The sequence below is a fragment of the Lampropedia aestuarii genome (genome assembly GCF_004803635.1).
GTDB lineage: Bacteria > Pseudomonadota > Gammaproteobacteria > Burkholderiales > Burkholderiaceae_C > Lampropedia > Lampropedia aestuarii.
On sequence record NZ_SSWX01000003.1, the window covers coordinates 211,767 to 232,141 of the forward strand.

Annotated in this window: 16 protein-coding genes and 1 tRNA gene; 12 read left to right on the plus strand and 5 right to left on the minus strand. The window is 57.4% G+C overall.

The annotated features are described in order from the left end of the window. Positions 1-16: 16 nt before the first annotated feature. Entirely contained in the window at positions 17-763 is a 747-nt protein-coding gene (locus tag E8K88_RS03665) for an SDR family oxidoreductase (RefSeq protein WP_136405289.1), read from the minus strand. A gap of 351 nt (positions 764-1,114) precedes the next feature. Between E8K88_RS03665 and E8K88_RS03670 the strand changes: the two genes are divergently transcribed. The 3 genes from E8K88_RS03670 (at position 1,115) to E8K88_RS03680 (ending at position 4,437) form a co-directional block, all read left to right on the plus strand. After that, positions 1,115-1,987, plus strand: a complete 873-nt coding sequence (locus E8K88_RS03670) for an IclR family transcriptional regulator (protein ID WP_136405290.1) — start codon at positions 1,115-1,117, stop codon at positions 1,985-1,987. A 170-nt stretch (positions 1,988-2,157) separates the two neighbouring features. Then, on the plus strand, positions 2,158-3,738 hold the full coding sequence (locus E8K88_RS03675) for an aldehyde dehydrogenase (NADP(+)) (protein ID WP_136405291.1): 1,581 nt from the start codon (positions 2,158-2,160) through the stop codon (positions 3,736-3,738). Positions 3,739-3,945: 207 nt separating this feature from the next. After that, positions 3,946-4,437: a hypothetical protein gene (locus E8K88_RS03680; protein WP_136405292.1), complete on the plus strand. Its 492-nt coding sequence runs from the start codon at positions 3,946-3,948 to the stop codon at positions 4,435-4,437. A 187-nt stretch (positions 4,438-4,624) separates the two neighbouring features. Here E8K88_RS03680 and E8K88_RS03685 read toward each other — a convergent pair whose 3' ends face one another. The 3 genes from E8K88_RS03685 to gspF all read right to left on the minus strand — a co-directional run bounded on the left by E8K88_RS03685 (position 4,625) and on the right by gspF (position 7,829). Then, on the minus strand, positions 4,625-5,368 hold the full coding sequence (locus E8K88_RS03685) for an SDR family NAD(P)-dependent oxidoreductase (RefSeq protein WP_136405293.1): 744 nt from the start codon (positions 5,366-5,368) through the stop codon (positions 4,625-4,627). Between the two features lie 292 nt (positions 5,369-5,660). Continuing rightward, positions 5,661-6,608, minus strand: coding sequence for a purine nucleoside phosphorylase YfiH/LACC1 family protein (locus E8K88_RS03690; protein WP_136405294.1), 948 nt, complete (start codon positions 6,606-6,608; stop codon positions 5,661-5,663). A gap of 3 nt (positions 6,609-6,611) precedes the next feature. Then, positions 6,612-7,829, minus strand: a complete 1,218-nt coding sequence (gene gspF, locus E8K88_RS03695; protein WP_136405295.1) for a type II secretion system inner membrane protein GspF — start codon at positions 7,827-7,829, stop codon at positions 6,612-6,614. A gap of 673 nt (positions 7,830-8,502) precedes the next feature. Between gspF and E8K88_RS03700 the strand changes: the two genes are divergently transcribed. From E8K88_RS03700 to E8K88_RS03730, 7 genes are all read left to right on the plus strand, one after another. Then, positions 8,503-9,633, plus strand: a complete 1,131-nt coding sequence (locus E8K88_RS03700; RefSeq protein WP_136405296.1) for a Re/Si-specific NAD(P)(+) transhydrogenase subunit alpha — start codon at positions 8,503-8,505, stop codon at positions 9,631-9,633. Continuing rightward, positions 9,630-10,001 (plus strand): aspartate 1-decarboxylase, encoded by a 372-nt coding sequence (gene panD / locus E8K88_RS03705; RefSeq protein WP_136405297.1) that lies wholly within the window; start codon positions 9,630-9,632, stop codon positions 9,999-10,001. Before E8K88_RS03700 ends, panD begins: the two co-directional genes overlap by 4 nt. A 63-nt stretch (positions 10,002-10,064) precedes the next feature. After that, positions 10,065-10,394, plus strand: coding sequence for an NAD(P) transhydrogenase subunit alpha part 2 (locus tag E8K88_RS03710; protein WP_136405298.1), 330 nt, complete (start codon positions 10,065-10,067; stop codon positions 10,392-10,394). Further along, positions 10,391-11,812: an NAD(P)(+) transhydrogenase (Re/Si-specific) subunit beta gene (locus tag E8K88_RS03715; protein ID WP_136405299.1), complete on the plus strand. Its 1,422-nt coding sequence runs from the start codon at positions 10,391-10,393 to the stop codon at positions 11,810-11,812. Before E8K88_RS03710 ends, E8K88_RS03715 begins: the two co-directional genes overlap by 4 nt. Before the next feature lie 439 nt (positions 11,813-12,251). Beyond that, positions 12,252-13,391, plus strand: a complete 1,140-nt coding sequence (locus E8K88_RS03720; RefSeq protein ID WP_240754298.1) for an EI24 domain-containing protein — start codon at positions 12,252-12,254, stop codon at positions 13,389-13,391. 537 nt (positions 13,392-13,928) lie between these two features. Then, positions 13,929-16,325, plus strand: a complete 2,397-nt coding sequence (gene ppsA / locus E8K88_RS03725; RefSeq protein ID WP_136405301.1) for a phosphoenolpyruvate synthase — start codon at positions 13,929-13,931, stop codon at positions 16,323-16,325. A 296-nt stretch (positions 16,326-16,621) separates the two neighbouring features. Continuing rightward, positions 16,622-17,221: an SOS response-associated peptidase gene (locus E8K88_RS03730; RefSeq protein ID WP_136405302.1), complete on the plus strand. Its 600-nt coding sequence runs from the start codon at positions 16,622-16,624 to the stop codon at positions 17,219-17,221. A 287-nt stretch (positions 17,222-17,508) separates the two neighbouring features. On the opposite strand, the gene E8K88_RS03735 is transcribed toward E8K88_RS03730, so the two are convergent. Continuing rightward, a tRNA-Val gene (locus E8K88_RS03735) sits at positions 17,509-17,585 on the minus strand. Between the two features lie 433 nt (positions 17,586-18,018). Here E8K88_RS03735 and trhP point away from each other — a divergent pair. Then, on the plus strand, positions 18,019-19,425 hold the full coding sequence (gene trhP, locus E8K88_RS03740; RefSeq protein WP_136405303.1) for a prephenate-dependent tRNA uridine(34) hydroxylase TrhP: 1,407 nt from the start codon (positions 18,019-18,021) through the stop codon (positions 19,423-19,425). 361 nt (positions 19,426-19,786) lie between these two features. After that, on the plus strand, positions 19,787-20,374 hold the full coding sequence (locus tag E8K88_RS03745; protein WP_136405304.1) for a shikimate kinase: 588 nt from the start codon (positions 19,787-19,789) through the stop codon (positions 20,372-20,374). Position 20,375: the final 1 nt, after the last annotated feature.

The following is a 20,375-nucleotide window of genomic DNA, read 5'->3' on the forward strand; positions in this document are numbered from 1 at the left end:
CCTGAAATGTGTGGGATTAATTGAGCCAGCCGCCATCGATGATGTGGGTCTGGCCAGTGGTGAAGTTCGATTCGTCGCTGCCCAAATACAGCGCCAGTGCGGCAACTTCTTCTGGGGTGCCAAGGCGGCCGACCGGCTGGCGTGCGATAAAGGCTTTGCGCACATCGTCCAAAGAGGCGTTTTGCTGAGCGGCCTGGTCTTCAATGCGTTGGCGCAGCGAAGGCGACTCAATCGTGCCTGGGCAAATGGCATTGCAGCGAATGCCACGGTTGACGTAGTCGGCGGCAATCGCTTTGGTCATGCCAATCACGGCGGCCTTGCTGGCACCGTAGACGAAGCGGTTTGGCACGCCTTTGATGCTGGACGCTACCGAGGCCACATTGATGATCGAGCCCTTGCCGCGCTCAAGCATGCCGGGCAGCACGGCTTTGCTCAGCTCGTACATGGCGGTGACGTTGATGGCGAACGAGCGGTCCCACGACTGGCGGCTGCACTCCAGGATTGAGCCGCTGTCAACAAAGCCGGCGCAGTTGAGTAGCACATCGATGTGTGGGAATTCTGCGGCAATCGCGGCAATGGCCGCAGAGTCGGTGACGTCCAGCTGCCGTGTCTCCATGCCTTGCAGTTCTGCCAAGGCTTTGGTGTCAATGTCGGTGGCGATGACGCGTGCGCCTTCTTTGAGGAAAAGCTCCGCAGAGGCCCGACCAATCCCGTTGCCGGCGGCGGTGATCAATGCGATTTTTCCTGCTAAGCGACCTGTCATGTGAATCTCCAGTGGTTTGAAATTGTTTTATATATGAAAATTAATTTCATAAATTTCGAAGTGATTTTGACGCGATTTTTTGCAGTTTTCAATGACTTGTCAGACAAATTTCTAGGTGCTTTCCCTTGATTTGCGCAAAAAACCATCTAATTTTTGAAAAAACTAATTTCGTATATAAAATAAAAGCTTGAAAAATTTGCCTATCTAAGCGTTTCAAGCCATATTCAAGCTAAATTCAAGTGATAGCCCGGGTGCAATTGCTTGCCTGTAGAGAAGGCCTTGCCACTGCCATGCGTGCAGGGGGCGTGGAACACGTTCTAAATACATCCAATCCATTCCATCTATTGCTGTATGAAATTGAGTCCTGAAAAAATGGCGGAAGTGGCCGAGGTTGCCGAAGATGAATCCGCAGGCAATCGCTACAGCGCGCCAGCGCTGGAAAAAGGCCTGGACATTCTGGAGGCGCTCGCCACCACCACTGAAGGCGTGACGCTCAACCAGCTCGCTGGCATGCTGGGGCGCAACGTCAACCAGATCTTTCGCATGGTTGCGACCTTGCACCAGCGCGGCTACATCCAGACAGGCAGCGATGACCGCTATTCGCTGACGCTGAAAATTTTCAGACTGGCCCACCGCCAGCCGCCCCTCAAGCTGATGATTGAGTTGGCCCAGCCACTGCTGCGTGAGCTGGCCGAACGCTCCAAGCAATCCTGCCATTTGGCGGTATATGAACAAGGGCGCATGGTCGTGGTCAGCCAGGCCGACAGCCCAGAGCGCTGGTCACTGGGCCTGAAGGTCGGTGCGGTGATGGGTTTGACCGATACCTCTTCGGGCCATGTGCTGCTGGCCTACCAGGATGAAGTAGGGCGCACGCGCATGCTCAACAGCCGTGTCAAGGTCGATGGCGAGCAGGACATGGACCCCGGCCATTTGCTGGAATTGCTGGCCGAGGTGCGCCGCGATGGTGGCTCAGTGATGCCCAGCATCCAAATCCATGGCGTGACCAATATTGCCCAGCCGGTGCGTGGCAGTGGCGCGCGCGTGGTTGCGGCCATCAATATTCCGTATATCGCGCGGATTGACAAAGCCCCGGGGCCGTCGATTGAAGAGGTGCGCCAGATGCAAGCCGATATTTGCAGGCGCTTGTCGATCAAGCTGGGTTTTGACGAAGAGGCTGCAGAGGGCAGCGCCCAGCCAGACATTGCGACTTGGCTGGCGCCTTGAGCCCGTGCGCCGTTGATGGACTGCATTGTTTACCAGCGGCACTTTGTAAGATCGTAAACACGTTCTAAGAAGCTGCCGTTTTCACACTGCCATTGCCGCTGTCTGTGCCTCTCTAGCGCAGCCTGGGCAGCAATGGCTTTTTTTCAGATCACCACAGGAGATACCAGGTCATGACAATTCGAGGCGAAATGCTGATTGGGCAGCAAGCCATCAAAGGCACTGCAGGCAGCCAAAAGGCATTCAACCCCAGCACCAATGCTGAGCTGGAGCCGAGCTTTGGTTTTGGCGGCGCTGCAGAAGTCAACCAAGCTGCAGCGCTGGCTGAGCAGGCGTTTGATCGCTACCGTGCCACCTCGCTGGCCGATCGTGCTGCATTTTTGGAGCGCATTGCCGACGAGATCATGGCCATTGGCGATGTCTTGCTTGAGCGCGCGCACGCTGAAACCGGTCTGCCATTGGCGCGTTTGACTGGCGAGCGCGGCCGCACAGTGGGCCAGTTGCGTTTGTTTGCTGAGCTGGTGCGCTCGGGCCGTTTTCTGACTGCCACGATTGATCCGGCCCAACCGCAACGCCAGCCACTGCCACGCTCTGACTTGCGCCTGGCCAAAGTGGCGCTGGGCCCGGTCGCCGTGTTTGGTGCCAGCAACTTCCCATTGGCGTTCTCGGTCGCTGGTGGCGACACCGCTTCTGCTTTGGCAGCTGGCTGCCCGGTGGTCGTCAAAGGCCACAGCGCGCATTTGGGCACCTCCGAATTGGTCGGTCAAGCGATTCAAAAAGCCGTTGCGGCCAGCGGTTTGCCTGAAGGTGTGTTCTCGCTGATTTTTGGTGCCGGTGGCAAAGTCGGTGACGCCTTGGTCAAACACCCAGCGATCAAAGCCGTGGGCTTTACCGGCTCACGCAATGGCGGTTTGGCGCTGGTGGCTGCTGCCAATGCACGCCCTGAGCCGATTCCTGTTTACGCGGAAATGAGCGCAGTGAACCCGGTGTTCCTGTTTCCGGCAGCGCTGCAAGCACGTGGCGAAGCCATTGGCAAAGGTTTTGCCGATTCTTTGACCATGGGTGCAGGCCAATTCTGTACCAACCCCGGTCTGGTCGTGGCCGTTGAAGGCCCAGGTTTTGACAGCTTCTTGCAAGCAGCCAGCGCTGCGCTGGAGACAAAACCTGCGTCGGTCATGCTGACGCCTGGCATCCACAAGGCCTACACCAGTGGTATTGCCGCTTTGGACAGTGCGGCTGAGCTAGAGCGCGTAGCGCAAGGCACAACCGAAGGCCAGCCCAATACCGCACAAGCCAATTTGTACGTCACCACCGCTGAGAATTACCTGGCCAACCACGCGCTGCAAGCTGAAGTGTTTGGCCCAGCCTCGGTGGTCGTCACCGTGCGTGATGTGCAGGAGTTTGTGGCATTTGCCGAAAAACTCGAAGGCCAACTGACCGCCACCTTGCAACTGGACCACGCCGACTATGCAGCCGCTGCTGCCTTGGTGCCCGTACTGGAGCGCAAAGTGGGCCGTATTCTGGTCAATGGCTTTCCAACAGGGGTTGAGGTGTCGCATGCGATGGTGCATGGCGGCCCATTCCCAGCGACATCGAACGGTGCATTCACATCGGTTGGCACATCGGCGATTGACCGCTTCTTGCGCCCAGTCTGCTACCAGGACTTCCCAGATGCATTGCTGCCAACGGCTTTGCAACAAGCCAACCCAGATGCGATTGCGCGTTTGGTTGATGGCGTGATCACATTGCCTTAATTGGGATAGCTCTCAGGCCATGCCTCGCTCCCCGCAAGGCATGGCACTGAATCAATGTTCCATTCAAGCCACTCACTTTGTGCGAGTGGCTTTTTTGCGTCTGCAGCAGTCGTTTAAAGGGGAGGGTGGGCAGCACAGCTGCGCCACCCTACCTCCCCGCCCAAAACCCAGTAGACTCGGACTTTGTATCTGTCAACACAACCAAGCATGTCTGAAGAGTTCGAACAAGAAATCCCGTCTATTTTTGAAGATCGCCTGTGGCACCATAAGGGCTGGGAAGCCCGCGTCATCAAGAACGAAGACGACGATGGCTGGGCTGTGGCCATGACCCTGGATGGCCAAGCCGAACCCGCCTTGGTCGGCCCCTGGACCATGGGCCGCGATAAGAAAAATCCCAAGCCACTGGATATGTCGGCCTTCAATACGCTGGTGAAAACTGCCAGCGAAATCATCCGCCGGCATGAGCAGCACCTGGCTGCGCTGCTGCACAAAGAGGTCGAGATTGAAGTGCGCGGCGAGCGCGTGACCGTGGCACTGGATATTGAGCCCGATGAAGAAATGCCCACTGCGACTCTGACAGCCACGGCAGAAGACGGCAGCGAGTTGGCCAAAGTAGCTGCTCGCCCCGACTTCAACCTCACCCGCCGCTCTGCACAGCAATGGGCTGACGCAGGCTATCCACGTGCCAGCGAGGATTAAAGCGTAGGATGGCGCAGCTGTGCTGCCCACGCCAGTTGCGCAGAGACATGCAGCGTTGCAAACGGTTTTTTTAAATTAGTTGGTTGTTTTGAGCAGATGCCATCCGCGTGGGCAGACATCTGCCCACCCTACCTCGCTGGCTCGTGACTCAAAGTCGCTGTGCAGAATGTTAGAACGTCAACACGTTTTAAGTAAGGTTGAGGCCGCCATCCGAAAGAAGGATTTCTCCGGTCAGATAATTGGACTCAATGAGCAAGGAAACGGCCTGTGCAATATCTTGCGGGCTTGCTGCTCGGCGCATGGGCGCATGCTCTCGCCACAATTGCTGTGCTTGAGTCCAGTTGGCCGTCAACGGTGTATCCACAAGCCCAGGGGCGACCGCGTTCACACGAATATGTGGCGCTAGTGAAAGCGCCAATAAGCGGGTGATGTGATTGATCGCCGCCTTCGTTGCTGCATAAGGGATAGAAGCCCCTTTGGGGCGTACCCCTGCATGCGAACTCACATTAATCACACAAGCGGGGACCCCGTCTGATGCTGATGCCCTCAGTGCGGCTTCCGCTTCTGCAACGATGCGAAATGGAGCAATGACATTGACTTCATGCAAAGCACGCCATATGTCAGGCGTTGCTGCTTGCATATTGGCGTGTGGGATCACATGGCTGATTCCCGCATTATTCACAATGACGTCTAGACGGCCTCTGTACGCAACAGCTTCTTGCACCAGCTTGACTCTGTCTGCATCGACCGCGAGGTCCGCTTGCACATAAGTAGCTGCCCCCAATTCTCGCGCCATGGACATACCAATGTCCACTGAGCTGCGCGAGTGTAAAACTACTGCGTATCCATCCTTCGAAAGCCGCTTGGCTATTGTTTCTCCAATACCAGATGTGGATCCAGTAACAAGGGCGACGCGTTGGAGTTGAAGCATAAAGAGTCAAAAAAATTGAATAGGCATGCAGTATGAGGTGGCAGCCATAGTTTGTCTCTCGGCAAGCAGTGCATCGTCAATGATGCAGCTCAAATAACGGATTTGAGTCAACGAGCTTGAAGTCAGCCTGCACGTTTTGCGTTGGCCGAGTGGGACTATTAGGCAAAAGGCACGTTATTTTGTTAAAAATCCTTGCAGGATTGATAGCAGGGGAGCAGCTTTTAGCCGCGCATCGCTTCATTCGGGATTCCAGCGCGGTTTACTCAAAGATCGTAAATATGTCCTGAGCCTCTCACCCCGGCAAATCCAACCAAACACAAGCGGCCATCCGCCCACTCGTCCCCAACACCCGAGCATCCCGCCGATGCGAGTAATACCACTGCGCGTTCGTCACCGTGCACCAGTCCATGCCCCCATCATTGCCATAAACCCGCTCCAAGCCCATTTGCCGCAAACGCAGCCGCGCCAAGCCACTCAAATTCGCCATCCAATGCCCAGCACGCTGCTGAGGGTGTGGCAAAAAGCAAGTTTGAATGTCAGTTCGGCTCAATGGCGCAGCACCCGCTGCAGGCTGGCCTAAAAAAGCAGCCCGCACCTCGTCGCCCACTTCAAACGCATCAGGCCCGATACACGGACCTAGCCAAGCCAGGCACTCTTGCGCCAGCTCGGCGTCTGTCAGCGTTTGGCTTTGCCGTTGGTACCATTTTTTCACTTCCCGTTTGAACTGGGTAAATGCCGCCTCCAGCACACCTGTGCCATCTTCACCAGCCAAGCCACGCCAACCGGCATGGGCGGCTGCTACGACGGGTGCGCGTTTGTGGGCAAACAGCACAGGCAGGCAATCACCGACCATGATGGTGCAGGCCACGCCTGGCTCGGTGCTGATGGCAGCATCGGCATGGGGCAGTGCTGCGCCCTCGGCTTGGGCTTGCAGTGCGCTGTGGTTCAGTGGTGCCACTTCACAGCCATGCACTTGTTTCAAGTACACCGGCTGGGTCTGGTTCTTGTGGCTGCTCAGTGCGGTGATGCTCGCTTGTAGCAAGGCGCGGTTGGCGGCCACATGTTGGGGCGCATCGCCGACGAATTCGCCCATATTCCAGCTGTCCCAAGGTGCGGCGCTGTCGCCGCCTTGGCGGGTGGTGAACAAGGCTTTGACCGACGAGGGGGCAGGCCATTGCGGCTGCAGAATCCAGACTTGCCGGTCTTGTAATGGGAGGGCTTGTGGCTGCGCTTCGGACATCGCTTATTGCACCCAGGTGTTCATTTGAATGATTGGCAGCAACACGGCCAGCACAATGACCATCACGGCCACGCCCATGGCCACAATCAGCAGGGGCTCCAGCATCGTGGCCAGGCGCACTGAGCGGCGCTGCACTTCGCTTTGCATTTGCTTGGAGGCGCGCTCCAGCATCAGGGGCAGGTCGCCGGTTTGCTCGCCCAGCCGGGCAAACATGGCCAGCAGCGCGGGAAAGCGTTTTTTCTGGCCCATTGCGGCGGCCAGTGGCGCACCTTCGCGCACCAGCACCAGTGCATCCATCGCGTCGCTGCGCATGGAGCGGTTGCTGACGGTCTCAGCCGCTGCCTGCAAGGCCTTCAAAATGGGCACGCCTGCGCCGCTGAGCATGGCCAGTGTCGAGGCAAACTGCGCGGCATTGAATTGCGCGCTGAGTTTGCCAATGATGGGCATACGCAGCCAGGCAGCATCGAATTTTTCGCGCTGCGAGGGAATGCGCAGCCAGCGCGTAAAACCAAAGGCAAACACCACCAGAGTCACCAGTATCCACACGCCGTAGTCACGGATCATGCCGCTGATTTGCATCAGTATTTCAGTCAGCATCGGCAGTTGGCGGTTGCCGCCAGAGAACACATTGGCCACTTGCGGTACGACGTAGCTGAGCAAGAAGGTGACGATCACGATGCCGACCAGGGTCACGATGGCCGGGTAGAGTGCCGCTCCTACGATTTGCGATTGCAGTGCCTGGCGGTTTTCCAGCTCGTCGGCCAAACGCTCCAGTACCTGGCCCAGTTCGCCGCTTTGCTCGCCAGCGCCAACGACGGCCACATAGACGTCTGAGAATTCATTGGGCCAGGCACTCAAGGCGCGTGCAAAACTGGTGCCACCATTGATTTCTGCGCGCAGGCTGGCAACCAGGCGCTGCTGCTTGTCGTCTTCGGCTTCCTGAGCCAGCATGGCCAGTGCCCGCTCCAGGGTCAGGCCGGAGTTGACCAGGCCCGCCATTTGGCGTGTCCAGATCGTCAGGTTGGTGGAGTTGAAGACGCGGCGGCCAAAACGGCCAGTGTTGCTGGCGCTGGCATTGCCTTGTGAGACGGCTTCGACGCTGAGCGGAACAAGTCCTTGGCCGCGCAATTGGGTTCTGGCTGAGCGGGCGGAGTCGGCTTCGAGAGTGCCTTTGCGGGATTGGCCTTGGGCATCAATCGCGTCAAAAGAATAGGCTGGCATGAAGTGGTCGTTGGATTTTCGGAAAGAAACGGGGCGGTCAGGCCAGTGGCCCATCGTGGCAATCGCCTGTGGCATTGTGCATGATTGTGCACGCCCACTGTGACTTTCGTGTGTGTGGCGTGGTGTCAGTTCCCAGTGCCTAAGATCGTAAACACGTTCTTAGGCTGGTCAGTGCGGCAGCGGGTGTTGCTTGCGGGTGACAAGCAATTGCCATGCACTGCTGCGATGCGCGGCTGAAAATCGGCATTCAGCCATGATGGGTGGCGATGTTTGGCGTCTTGATTGAAGATGGATCATGCAATGCGCTGCTATTGCGCTGCCATTGTTTGTCGCATTGGAATCACATGCGACTGGCATTTATTGGGGAGTAATGGTGTGATGGCAGACCATATGGCCTGGGCCTCAATTGGTTGCTGAATAGGGGCTTGCGTAAGGTGGCGCGTGTTTGGTGTCTGCGCTGACAGCCTGCGGCGCAGATGCAGTGAGTGTGTTTTTACAGGGTTTGATGCCTTGAGGCCATGGCAGTGCTCAGGTGTTGAGCTGGCCTGCCGTCAAAAATAGTTCAATAAATATTTATTTAACCCCATTCAACTTGCACTATATTCGCGCACTTGAATGACCCTATTGCATTGCACTTCCCAAAGGATCGCGAACAGATGACGAGGAGACAACTATGTTGATTGGTGTTCCGCTGGAAACCAGCCAAGGTGAGAGCCGTGTCGCGCTGACGCCCGAGACGGCCAAAAAATTGATTGCGCAAGGCCATACGCTGCGCGTGCAAAGCGGTGCGGGCCTGGCCGCCTCGGTCACAGATGCGGCCTACCAGGCTGTAGGCGTGGACGTGGTGGACGCAGCGGGCGCGCTGGGCGCTGAGCTGGTGCTGAAGGTGCGCCCACCTTCTGAGGCCGAGCTGGCCCATGTGCGCGCTGGCGCAGTGGTGGTCGGCATGCTCAACCCGTTCGATGCCGAGGGCCTGCAGCGTATGGCTGCGGCCAATGTAACGGGTTTTGCCCTGGAGGCTGCGCCACGCACGACACGTGCGCAAAGCATGGACGTGCTGTCTTCTCAGGCCAACATCGCCGGCTACAAAGCGGTGGTGATGGCTGCCAATGCGTACCAACGTTTTTTTCCGATGCTGATGACAGCCGCCGGTACCGTCAAGGCCGCCAAGGTCGTGGTCTTGGGCGTGGGCGTGGCGGGCTTGCAGGCGATTGCGACTGCCAAACGCCTGGGGGCGACGATTGAAGCCAGTGATGTGCGCCCCAGCGTCAAAGAGCAGGTGGAGTCCCTGGGGGCCAAGTTCATTGACGTGCCATACGAGACCGCAGAAGAAAAGGAAGCGGCCGAAGGCGTGGGAGGCTATGCACGACCGATGCCAGCGAGCTGGCTGGAGCGCCAAAAAGTCGAAGTGGCCAAGCGTGTGGCCGCTGCCGATGTGGTGATCACTACCGCGTTGATTCCTGGCCGTGCCGCGCCAACGCTGGTGACCGAAGAAATGGTCGCAGCGATGAAGCCCGGCTCGGTGATTGTTGACTTGGCAGCCGGTCGCGGTGCCAATGGCGTAGGCGGCAACTGCCCGCTGACCGAGACCGATCAGGTGGTGCAAAAACACGGCGTGACCCTGATTGGCCACAGCAATTTGCCTGCCTTGGTGGCGGCGGACGCCTCGCAGCTGTATGCGCGCAATGTGCTGGATTTTTTGAAGCTGATTCTGCCCAAGGACGAAGGCTTAAAAATCGATTTGGAAGACGATATTGTGGCCGCCTGCTTGGTCACCCGAGATGGAAAGGTAACAAAACCATGAACCGCGTCATGTTGCGTGCCAAGTTGCACCGCGCCACAGTCACCGAAGCCGATTTGCACTACGAAGGCTCGTGCGGAATCGACGAAGACCTGATGGATGCTGCCGATATGCGGGAGTTTGAAAAGATCGAACTCTACAACGTCAACAACGGCGAGCGTTTTTCGACCTACATCATCAAGGCCGCGCGTGGCTCGGGGGCGATTTCCCTGAACGGGGCAGCCGCGCGCCGCGCCCATGTCGGCGATTTGCTGATCATTTGCACCTACGCGCCTATGAGCGAAGAGGCCGCTGCCGTGTATGAGCCCAAGATTGTGCTCTTGGGGGAGAACAACCGGATCAGCTCGATCAAGCCACCAGCGGGGCGTTGATGCAATGCATCGGCCTCCATAACAAGTAAGTTTTCCTCTTCATCAGGAAATAAGGAGACTCAGATGGAATTCATATCCCCCATCGTGACCAATTTGATTATTTTTGTGTTGGCCATTTATGTCGGCTACCACGTCGTATGGACTGTCACGCCAGCGCTGCACACGCCGTTGATGGCCGTGACCAATGCGATTTCTGCGATTGTGATTGTCGGCGCGATGCTCGCTGCTGCCCTGACTGAGACGCCGCTGGGCAAGGTCATGGGCGTGCTTGCGGTGGCCTTGGCGGCAGTGAATGTGTTCGGTGGCTTTTTGGTCACGCGCCGCATGTTGGAGATGTTCAAGAAAAAAGAGCGCAAAGCCGCGCCTAAAGCACAAGGGAGCAGTGCGCCATGAGCATGGATCTCGTCACCATTTTGTATTTGGTCGCCAGTGTTTGCTTTATCCAGGCACTCAAGGGTTTGTCGCACCCGACCACCTCGATTCGCGGCAATGTGTTTGGCATGGTCGGCATGCTGATTGCGGTGCTGACCACGGCCGCACTGATTGTGCAGCTTGCCGGTGGTGCGCTGGGTTTGGGCTGGGTCTTGCTGGGCTTGCTGGTGGGTGGCACCGCTGGCTCGGTGATGGCGCAGCGCGTGGAAATGACCAAAATGCCCGAGCTGGTGGCCTTCATGCACAGCATGATCGGCTTGGCTGCGGTGTTCATTGCCGTGGCTGCTGTGGCAGAGCCTTGGGCATTCAGCATCTCTGGCCATGGCCAGCCGATCCCTGGCGGCAACCGTGTTGAGCTGGCTTTGGGCGCTTTCATTGGCGCAATTACCTTCACGGGCTCTGTGATTGCCTTTGGCAAACTCTCTGGCAAATACAAGTTCCGCTTGTTCCAGGGCCGTCCGGTGCAGTTCGCTGGCCAGCATTGGCTCAATCTGGGCCTGGGCTTGCTGGCGGTGTTCTTTATTGTCGGTTTCTGGCACAGCCAGAGCTGGTTGGACATTATCTTGGTCATTGCCCTGGGCTTTGCGCTGGGCGTGCTGCTGATCATCCCGATTGGTGGCGCTGATATGCCGGTGGTGGTCTCGATGCTCAACAGCTATTCGGGCTGGGCCGCTGCGGGCATTGGTTTCTCTCTGAACAATGCGATGCTGATTATTGCCGGTTCGCTGGTGGGCAGCTCGGGGGCGATCCTGAGCTACATCATGTGCAAAGCCATGAACCGCAGTTTCTTCAACGTGATCCTGGGCGGCTTTGGTGGCGATGCAGCGACCGCGGCAGCCGGTGCGCAAGAGCAGCGCAACGTCAAAAGCGGCAGTGCCGATGATGCGGCCTTTGTTCTGGGCAATGCCGAAAGCGTGGTGATCGTGCCCGGTTACGGCTTGGCTGTGGCGCGCGCCCAGCATGCGGTCAAAGAGTTGGCTGCGAAGCTGACTGAAAAAGGCATTGATGTGAAGTATGCGATTCACCCGGTGGCCGGGCGCATGCCAGGCCATATGAACGTGTTGCTGGCCGAAGCCGAGGTGCCCTACGACCAGGTGTTCGAGATGGAGGACATCAACGGCGAGTTTGGCCAGGTGGATGTGGCGATCATTTTGGGCGCCAACGACGTGGTCAACCCGGCAGCGCACGTCAAAGGCACGGCGATTTATGGCATGCCGATCTTGGAGGCCTATAAGGCCAAAACGGTGATCGTCAACAAACGCTCGATGGCAGCGGGCTATGCCGGTCTGGACAATGAGTTGTTTTACATGGACAAAACCATGATGGTCTTTGGCGATGCCAAGAAAGTCGTTGAAGACATGACCAAGGCGGTTGAGTAAACGCACTGCTTGCCCAGTTGCGTCATCATTGCCTACAGGCCCTGGTGTCAATCAGGGCTTTTTTTATTGCTGTGTGTTGCCAATTTCAAGAACGCTCTGCACCACCTTCGTTGTTGGCAAGAATGCGGCATCAGCATGGGCAGCAAGGCGTTATTTGAAAGCCATAGTCGACCGCTATCGGCGAAAAGGACTTGCACTGCGAAAAAATTGTCAAAAGGCAGTTTGAGGCTGCGCTCAGGCCACAGCCGGGAGTTTTGCAGCGTTTGCTCAAGGCCTCTTGCTTGAAATTGCACAAGCTTTGCAGGCCCTCACTAAAATAGGTGCCTGCAGCCAGAGCGCTTTGCGCGTGGGCCATGCACCGGGCACTTGCCTGCCGTGCACGGCAGTGCGAAGCAAGAGGGCTGTCGAAGACAAAGAAAGGAACCCGATGCAACTGATCATGGAATCGTTTTGGCGCGCGCTGCTTGACAGCTTTCGCCCCAAAATCATTGGTCTGTCATTTCTGCCGCTGCTGTTGATTGTGGTGGCTGCGCTGGTGCTTGGCTATTTCTATTGGGGTGCTGCCGTGATGACGGTGACAGACTGGATGCATGCCAGCGTCATCTGGACTTGGGTGGATGGCCGCCTCAGCGAGCTGGGCGCGCAAAACGTCACCGCTATTTTTGCGCCTTTGCTGGTCGTGCTGCTGGTCAGCCCGATTTTGGTGATCCTCAGCTTGCTGCTGGTCACGATGCTGATGACCCCTGCAATGGCCAAGCAAGTGGCGACCAAGCGTTTTCCCGGCCTGAAGCCGCAAGCCGGCTCGACGTTTTGGCGCAGCCTGGGCTGGTCGCTGTCGTCTACTGTGATGGCGCTGCTGGCTTTGGTCGTGACCTTGCCGCTGTGGCTCATCCCGCCGATGGCCTTGATCCTGCCACCGCTGATTTGGGGCTGGCTGGCTTACCGCGTGATGAGCTTTGATGCGCTGGTCGAATACACCAGCAGCGCAGAGCGCAAAGCCATTTTGGAGCAGCACCGCTGGCCCTTGCTGGTAATTGGCATCATTTGCGGCTTTTTAGGGGCAATGCCCAGCATTGTCTGGGCTTCCGGGCTGATTTTTGCGCTGGCCTTTTTTGTGCTGATCCCGGCGGCGGTCTGGCTGTTCACGTGGGTCTTTGCACTGACGTCGCTGTGGTATGCCCATTATTGCCTGGCCGTGGTCGCAGAGCGCAGGGGCGCGCAGGCTTTGGTGGCTGAGCCAGAAGTGCCCAGCGCGCCAGCCTCTGGTGTGGCGCCTGTCGCTGATGCCGTAGCATCTCCTGCTGCGGCAACTTCCAGCAGCAGTAGCGATGAGGTGGCCAGTGCTGCAAAAGCCAGTGTGGTTGCTGTGGAGGTGGTCGATGCTGTGCAAGCCGTAGATGAAAAATCTGTGGTTAAAGGCTCTTCGCAGCGGCTGATTGCGACGGATGTACCTGTGGATACACCGGCGCCCGATGCAGGCACCAACACATCGCAGGATGCGTCCTCGCACAGTGCGGCCGATGCTTCCAGCACTGGCCCCAACACCAGCTCCAGCGACAGTCCAAGCCCACGGGAGTGAAGGCGCTGACGCTTCGCAATCTCGCTAAGAGCGTGTTTACGATCCTTTCGCAGTCGCGCAAGGCACAAAAAAGCGGCAAGGCAAGGCGCCTGTTGCCGCCTGTTGCCGCTTGGTGCAGCCCATGGAGATCCTGCCGTGGGCTTTGTTGGTGGACCGCTCAATCGTCAATTGTTTCTTTTTTTGATGAAATGTATGCGCTGCTGCAAGCGCTCAGATCGAGGGATATAATCTGCCAGCTGTCTGCCGGGCCCGTTTGGAATGGGCGCTCATGTGAGTGTCAAAACACCTTGTAGTCAGCATGAGAGAGCAGTACCACGGCCTGCGCCAGACTGGTGTGAGCCGTCCTTTACCTCCTTCTGCACCAATATTTGCTTCCCCCCTCGATATGTGGCTTGCTGATCACATTCAAGAACAACCAAAGCGCAGCTTGCTATTTATAGCGAAGCGGGGAAGACGCGACCCACACATTTGCAGGCCCACGCAGGCGGTCTGGAGTGCTTGGAGTCGATGCCGGTTTTTTACTTCTGGAGTCTTCCCATGTCTGAACGTTTTGATGCGACCGCCCTGGTCGTACCGTTTGAAAATCTGAGAATGAGCGACGTCGAGGTCGTAGGCGGCAAGAACGCCTCGCTCGGCGAAATGATCTCCCAATTGCCGCAAGGCGTGCGTGTGCCAACCGGCTTTGCCACCACCGCCCATGCGTTCCGTGAATTCCTCAAGCACAACGGCTTGGCCGAGAAAATCAGCCAACGCCTGGCCGCTTTGGATGTGGACGATGTGCGCGCGCTGGTTGAAGCCGGTGCCGAGATTCGCCATATGGTTGAATCCCAGCCATTCCCACCAGAGCTGGAAAAAGCCATTCGTGAAGCGTTTGCGACGCTGTCCGAAGGCAATGACCAGGCCTCGTTTGCGGTGCGCTCGTCTGCTACCGCTGAAGATCTGCCAGACGCATCGTTTGCCGGTCAGCAAGAGACTTTCCTGAACGTGGTCGGTATCGACGACATTTTGGCCAAGGCCAAAGAAGTGTTTGCATCGCTCTACAACGACCGCGCGATCAGCTACCGCGTACACAAAGGCTTTGCGCACGACGTCGTGGCCTTGTCCGTGGGTGTGCAGCGCATGGTGCGCTCTGATACAGGCGCTGCAGGCGTGCTGTTCACGATCGATACCGAATCCGGTTTTGAAGATGTGGTGTTCATCACCGCCAGCTATGGCCTGGGCGAGACGGTCGTGCAAGGCGCAGTGAACCCTGACGAGTACTACGTGCACAAGCCAGCGCTCAAAGCCGGCAAGAAATCGATTATTCGCCGCAATCTGGGCTCCAAGCTGATTCAGATGGTGTTTGCGACACCTGAAGAAAAAGCGGCCACTGGCAAGCTGGTGCAAACCGTCGATGTGCCAGCCGAGCTGCGCAACCGCTACGCGCTGAGCGACGAAGACATTGCCGAATTGGCCCGCTACGCCTTGGTGATCGAAGAGCATTATGGCCGTCCGATGGACGTTGAATGGGGCCGTGATGGCACTGATGGCAAGCTGTACATCTTGCAAGCGCGTCCAGAAACCGTGAAAAGCCAGCAAAAAGGCAAGGCCGAGCAGCGCTACAAGCTGCTGGGTTCTGGCAATGTGCTGTCCGAAGGCCGTGCGATTGGCCAGAAAATTGGCACAGGCCCAGTGCGCTTGGTGTCTGACATTGCCGAGATGGACAAAGTCCAGCCCGGTGACGTGCTGGTGACCGACATGACCGACCCGAACTGGGAGCCGGTGATGAAGCGCGCCAGCGCCATCGTCACCAACCGTGGTGGCCGTACCTGCCACGCTGCGATCATCGCGCGTGAATTGGGTATTCCTGCCGTGGTCGGTACAGGCGACGCCACCGCCCGTCTGAAAGACGGCGCCTTGGTGACCGTTAGCTGCGCGGAAGGCGATACCGGCAAGATCTACGACGGTCTGCTGGAAACCGAAGTGACCGAAGTGCAGCGCGGCACAATGCCCAAAATTGACACCAAAATCATGATGAACGTGGGCAACCCCCAGCTCGCCTTTGATTTTGCGCAATTGCCGAACGAAGGCGTGGGCCTGGCGCGTTTGGAGTTCATCATCAACAACAATATCGGTGTGCATCCAAAAGCGATTTTGGACTACCCGAATATCGATGCTGATCTGAAGAAGGCGGTTGAGTCCGTGGCCCGTGGCCATGCGTCACCACGCGCGTTCTACGTCGACAAGGTCACCGAAGGCGTGGCCACTATTGCTGCCGCGTTCTGGCCAAAACCAGTCATCGTGCGTTTGTCAGACTTCAAATCCAACGAGTACCGCAAACTCATTGGTGGCAGCCGTTATGAGCCAGAAGAAGAAAACCCCATGCTGGGCTTCCGTGGTGCGACCCGTTACATCAGCGAAGACTTCGGTGAAGCCTTTGAGATGGAATGCGCAGCCTTGAAGCGTGTGCGTGAAGACATGGGCCTGACCAACGTCGAAATCATGGTGCCATTTGTGCGTACCTTGGGCCAGGCCGCTGCGGTGGAGAAGCTGCTGGCGAAAAATGGCTTGAAGCGCGGTGAGAATGGCTTGCGCCTGATCATGATGTGCGAAGTGCCATCGAATGCGATCTTGGCTGAGCAATTCCTGGAGTATTTTGACGGCTTCTCTATCGGCTCCAACGACTTGACCCAGCTGACTTTGGGTCTGGACCGTGACTCCGGTTTGGAATTGCTGGCAGCTGACTTTGACGAACGTGATCCGGCATTGAAATTCATGCTGTCACGCGCCATTGCTGCCTGCTTGGCCAAGGGCAAATACGTGGGTATCTGCGGCCAAGGCCCTAGCGACCATCCAGACTTTGCCGAATGGCTGGCCCAAGAAGGCATTTCTTCGATCTCGCTGAACCCGGACAGCGTGGTGGCGACTTGGCAGAAGCTGGCCGAAAAAGCCTAATACCTGCGCCCGATTAAAGGGCAGGGTGCGGCGTACACGCCGCACTGCACAGCAAAAAGACCACCCTACAGTGGTCTTTTTGCATTCAAGAACCTGTTTGCGATTCTTTACGCAGACCGCATTGCCCGTTTTGCTCATACAGACGTATGCGCGCAGCAGGCGCCTTGCACGGCCTCTTTTGTGTGCCTTGCGCGACTGCGTCGAGACTTTGAACAGGCTTTAAGGGTGCTGGTGCGGTTGAACGCCGTACTCCAGTGGCTGATAAGCTGCATTGTTGTGTGAAGGAGGGTGTTCGCGTGTGCAGTCGCTTTAAGTCGGTCACCGATGCCAACCGGATGGCCCAGTTTTTCAAGGCCGCCATGCCCGATGGTGTGCGTGCAGATATTTGGCCGACCTATGAGAGTGCTTACATCGTCGCCGATGGCGCAGGCTCGCGGCGGGTGCAGCTGGGGCAATTTGGCCTGCTGCCGCACTGGGCCAAGGACAGCACATTTGGGCGCCATACCTACAACGCTCGCAGCGAAACCGTGGCCGAGAGGCCCTCATTCCGCGATGCCTGGTTGCGTGGCCAGCGCTGTATTATTCCCGCCGAAGCCATTTACGAACCGCAGTGGCAAGGCGGCAAAGCCCAATCAACAGCGATTGCCAGGGCCGATGGCTACCCGATGGGCATTGCGGGCCTGTGGTCGCAATGGCAGGACAAGCTGAGTTTTACGATGCTGACCGTGAATGCGGACGACCATGCATTCATGCGCCATTTTCACAAGCCCCAAGATGAGAAGCGCATGGTGGTGATTTTGCCGATGGGGGCTTACCGTGACTGGTTGAATCCTGCTACCGATGCGCAGGCATTCATGCTGCAATATCCAGCTGAGCGGTTGCAGGTTCAGGTCTGAGCAAGTGGTGCGACTCTGGCCTTGCCGGCAGTCGCGTTCAGGAAGTGGGTGTCACCGGGCCCGTGTAGCCGATCGGCTGGCCCCATGGAGGGTGCCTACCCAGGTTTTTGAGATGTGGGCTGGTCATGCCTGTGCATCGACCAGCTGCACATTGCAAAGCCGGAGGCTTGAATGGCCTAGGGGCGAAAGCAATGCGGCAACAAAAAAGCCGCACTGTGCATGTGCGGCTTTGCATGTACCAATGTGTGCGTGTTTTTGGACATTTTCCGAAAAATCACACAATTCATTGGTAGGCGCGATTGGATTCGAACCAACGACCCCCACCATGTCAAGGTGGTGCTCTAACCAACTGAGCTACGCGCCTGAAGAAGCGAAGGCCGCATTGTATAGGACTTTTGGGCGAGTTTTGGCAGAATGCTGCGTTATTTGCAAAATATTTGATCGTCCATAGGGCGGGGCGCCGCGCAAGCATTGATTGGCAGAGCGTATCAGCGGTATTGACAGCGGCTGTGGCTGTGTTGAGCAGGCTCTGAGGCAAGCCTGGCTGATTGCCGTTGCAGCCTGGCGTTATCTGCTCTGGCGTGCTCTCATGTCATATGTGTTGTGTATATAGCTTGGGCGTAGGCGATGCGAATCGCGGGCTTTTTGACAAGGGGCTGGAAAGGTTGGCGCCAGACTGGGATAATTGCGGTTTTTGATGCTGTAGCCACTTCGATGGCTTGTTGCTTGATCAGGCCGCTCATGCGGTGTGTCTGGCAACCCCGTGCCTGCCAAAGCATGCCACTACGAGATAAATCATGACGACTTTTAGCCCCGAACTCTTATTGCCAGCGGGCTCGCTGGAAAAAATGCGCGCTGCCTACGACTTTGGCGCCGACGCGGTCTATGCAGGCCAGCCACGCTACTCCTTGCGTGCGCGCAACAATGCTTTTGGGATTGAGCAACTCAAGCAAGGTGTGGAAGAGGCGCATGCGCGGGGCAAAAAATTCTTTGTCACCAGCAACTTGCTGGCCCACAACGACAAAGTGCGCACCTACTTGCGCGATATTGAGCCGGTGATCAACCTCAATCCCGACGCCCTGATCATGGCCGACCCTGGTTTGATCATGCAAGTGCATGAAAAATGGCCGCACATCCCAATCCACCTGTCGGTGCAAGCCAATACGACCAACTCGGCCACCGTCAAGTTTTGGCAAAAAGTCGGTGTCTCGCGCATTATTTTGTCGCGCGAATTGAGCCTGAAAGAAATTGAGCAAATTCGCCAGGATTGTCCAGACATGGAAATCGAAGTGTTTGTGCATGGCGCTTTGTGCATTGCCTACTCGGGCCGCTGCTTGCTCTCGGGCTACTTTAACCACCGCGACCCCAACCAGGGCACATGCACCAATGCCTGCCGCTGGGACTACAAAACCCATGATGCGGCAGTCGACCCCAATACCGGTGAAGCGCTGGCCGTGGAGAAGATGGACTCAGGCTTTAACTTCCAGCACCAGCAAGAAGAGAGCGATAAGGCGTTTTCTGCCTGCGGCGATGGCCAGCGCCATCCCAAGGCCGACCAGGTCTACATGATTGAAGAGATCGGTCGCCCAGGCTCCTTGATGCCGATCATGGAAGATGAGCATGGCACCTACATCATGAACAGCAAGGACTTGCGCGCGATTGAGCATATCGAGAAGCTGACCAAAATTGGTGTTGACTCGCTCAAAATTGAAGGCCGCACCAAGAGCTTGTATTACGTTGCGCGCACCGCACAGGCGTACCGCCGCGCGATTGACGATGCTGTCGCGGGCCGCCCGTTCAATCCTGCACTGATCACCGAGCTCGAAGGCTTGGCCAACCGCGGCTACACCGGCGGCTTGCTGGAGCGCCGTCCGGCCAATGACTACCAAAACTACGAAACCGGCCACTCGGTGGCCAGCCGCAGCCAGTTCGTGGGCGAGGTGCGTGGCGTGCGCGCCGATGGTTGGGTCGAGGTGGAAACCAAAAACCGCTTTGCGGTTGGCGATACGCTGGAGATCATCCACCCCACAGGCAACCGCTACGTGAAACTGGAAAACATGCAAAACCAAGACGGCGCAGCCATCGATGTGGCTTCGGGCAATCCGCTGCGTGTCTGGATTCCTGTGCAGGGGCCGGTTGAAGGGGCCTTGGTGGCACGCCTGCTGCCTGAGGCGGCCGCCAGCGTTGAAGCCGTGCCTGCCTAAGCGCGCTTGCGCTGGCCAGGCCTGCGGCCGCATTGCACACGCGGGCCTGGTGGATGTGCGTTGTGTGTTGCTTGTGTTGATGCGAGTGTGGCTTGGGGCCAATGCCAGCGCGGAGATGATGAACGGGCATCTAAGTTGCCTGTTCAAAAATCTCTGTGCAGCCGTGTTGAAGCCCAAAAGACAAGGCGCAAAAAAGCGCATGACTGCGTTGCCCGTTTTGCTCATACAGACGAAAGTGCGACAACAGGTGCCTTGCATTGCCTCATTGAGTGCCTTGCGCGACTGCGCAGAGATTCTGAACAGGCTCCAAGCCATGGCATGATGGCTGCATACATCAATTCAAGAAAAAAGAACCAGTTGAATGAGAACAGCAACGCCGCACATTGCCCTGATTGGTATGCCCGCGATCGGCAAGACCACGATTGGGCGCAAGTTGGCAAGAGTCTATGCTCGGCCTTTTGTCGATTTGGACCATGCGATTGAAGAGTTTATTGGCTGCAGCATTGCCGAGTATTTTGAGCGCATGGGCGAAGCCGCTTTTCGGGACATGGAAGCGCGTGTGCTGGCCCAGCAAGTCGCGCGCACTGAGCCCTTGATTCTCTCCACCGGCGGTGGCATTGTGTTGCGCGAGGAAAACCGCGCCCAGTTGCGCACCCACTGCCATGTGCTGTATTTGACGGCCAAGCCTGAAATGCTGCTCAAGCGTGTGCGCAACGACCGCACGCGGCCGCTGTTGCAGGTCGCCGATCCGCTCAAGCGCTTGCAGGAGCTGTATGAAGTGCGCCATCCGCTCTACTGCGGCGTGGCCGACCACCGCATTGCCGCTGATACCGGCATGCGTGCAGTGCTGCAAAGCATCCAGCAAGCCTTGCAGGGACATGGCATTGAGCCTCAAGTGCCCATGAGCAGCAGCGAATCCTCGCATTTGAATTGCCCATCTTCCTTCTAAT

Coding starts and splice junctions, on each gene's coding strand:
- E8K88_RS03665 (WP_136405289.1), bottom strand. CDS start 763: ATGACAGGTCGCTTAGCAGGAAAAATCGCATTGATCACCGCCGCCGGC.
- E8K88_RS03670 (WP_136405290.1), top strand. CDS start 1,115: ATGAAATTGAGTCCTGAAAAAATGGCGGAAGTGGCCGAGGTTGCCGAA.
- E8K88_RS03675 (WP_136405291.1), top strand. CDS start 2,158: ATGACAATTCGAGGCGAAATGCTGATTGGGCAGCAAGCCATCAAAGGC.
- E8K88_RS03680 (WP_136405292.1), top strand. CDS start 3,946: ATGTCTGAAGAGTTCGAACAAGAAATCCCGTCTATTTTTGAAGATCGC.
- E8K88_RS03685 (WP_136405293.1), bottom strand. CDS start 5,368: ATGCTTCAACTCCAACGCGTCGCCCTTGTTACTGGATCCACATCTGGT.
- E8K88_RS03690 (WP_136405294.1), bottom strand. CDS start 6,608: ATGTCCGAAGCGCAGCCACAAGCCCTCCCATTACAAGACCGGCAAGTC.
- gspF (WP_136405295.1), bottom strand. CDS start 7,829: ATGCCAGCCTATTCTTTTGACGCGATTGATGCCCAAGGCCAATCCCGC.
- E8K88_RS03700 (WP_136405296.1), top strand. CDS start 8,503: ATGTTGATTGGTGTTCCGCTGGAAACCAGCCAAGGTGAGAGCCGTGTC.
- panD (WP_136405297.1), top strand. CDS start 9,630: ATGAACCGCGTCATGTTGCGTGCCAAGTTGCACCGCGCCACAGTCACC.
- E8K88_RS03710 (WP_136405298.1), top strand. CDS start 10,065: ATGGAATTCATATCCCCCATCGTGACCAATTTGATTATTTTTGTGTTG.
- E8K88_RS03715 (WP_136405299.1), top strand. CDS start 10,391: ATGAGCATGGATCTCGTCACCATTTTGTATTTGGTCGCCAGTGTTTGC.
- E8K88_RS03720 (WP_240754298.1), top strand. CDS start 12,252: ATGGAATCGTTTTGGCGCGCGCTGCTTGACAGCTTTCGCCCCAAAATC.
- ppsA (WP_136405301.1), top strand. CDS start 13,929: ATGTCTGAACGTTTTGATGCGACCGCCCTGGTCGTACCGTTTGAAAAT.
- trhP (WP_136405303.1), top strand. CDS start 18,019: ATGACGACTTTTAGCCCCGAACTCTTATTGCCAGCGGGCTCGCTGGAA.
- E8K88_RS03745 (WP_136405304.1), top strand. CDS start 19,787: ATGAGAACAGCAACGCCGCACATTGCCCTGATTGGTATGCCCGCGATC.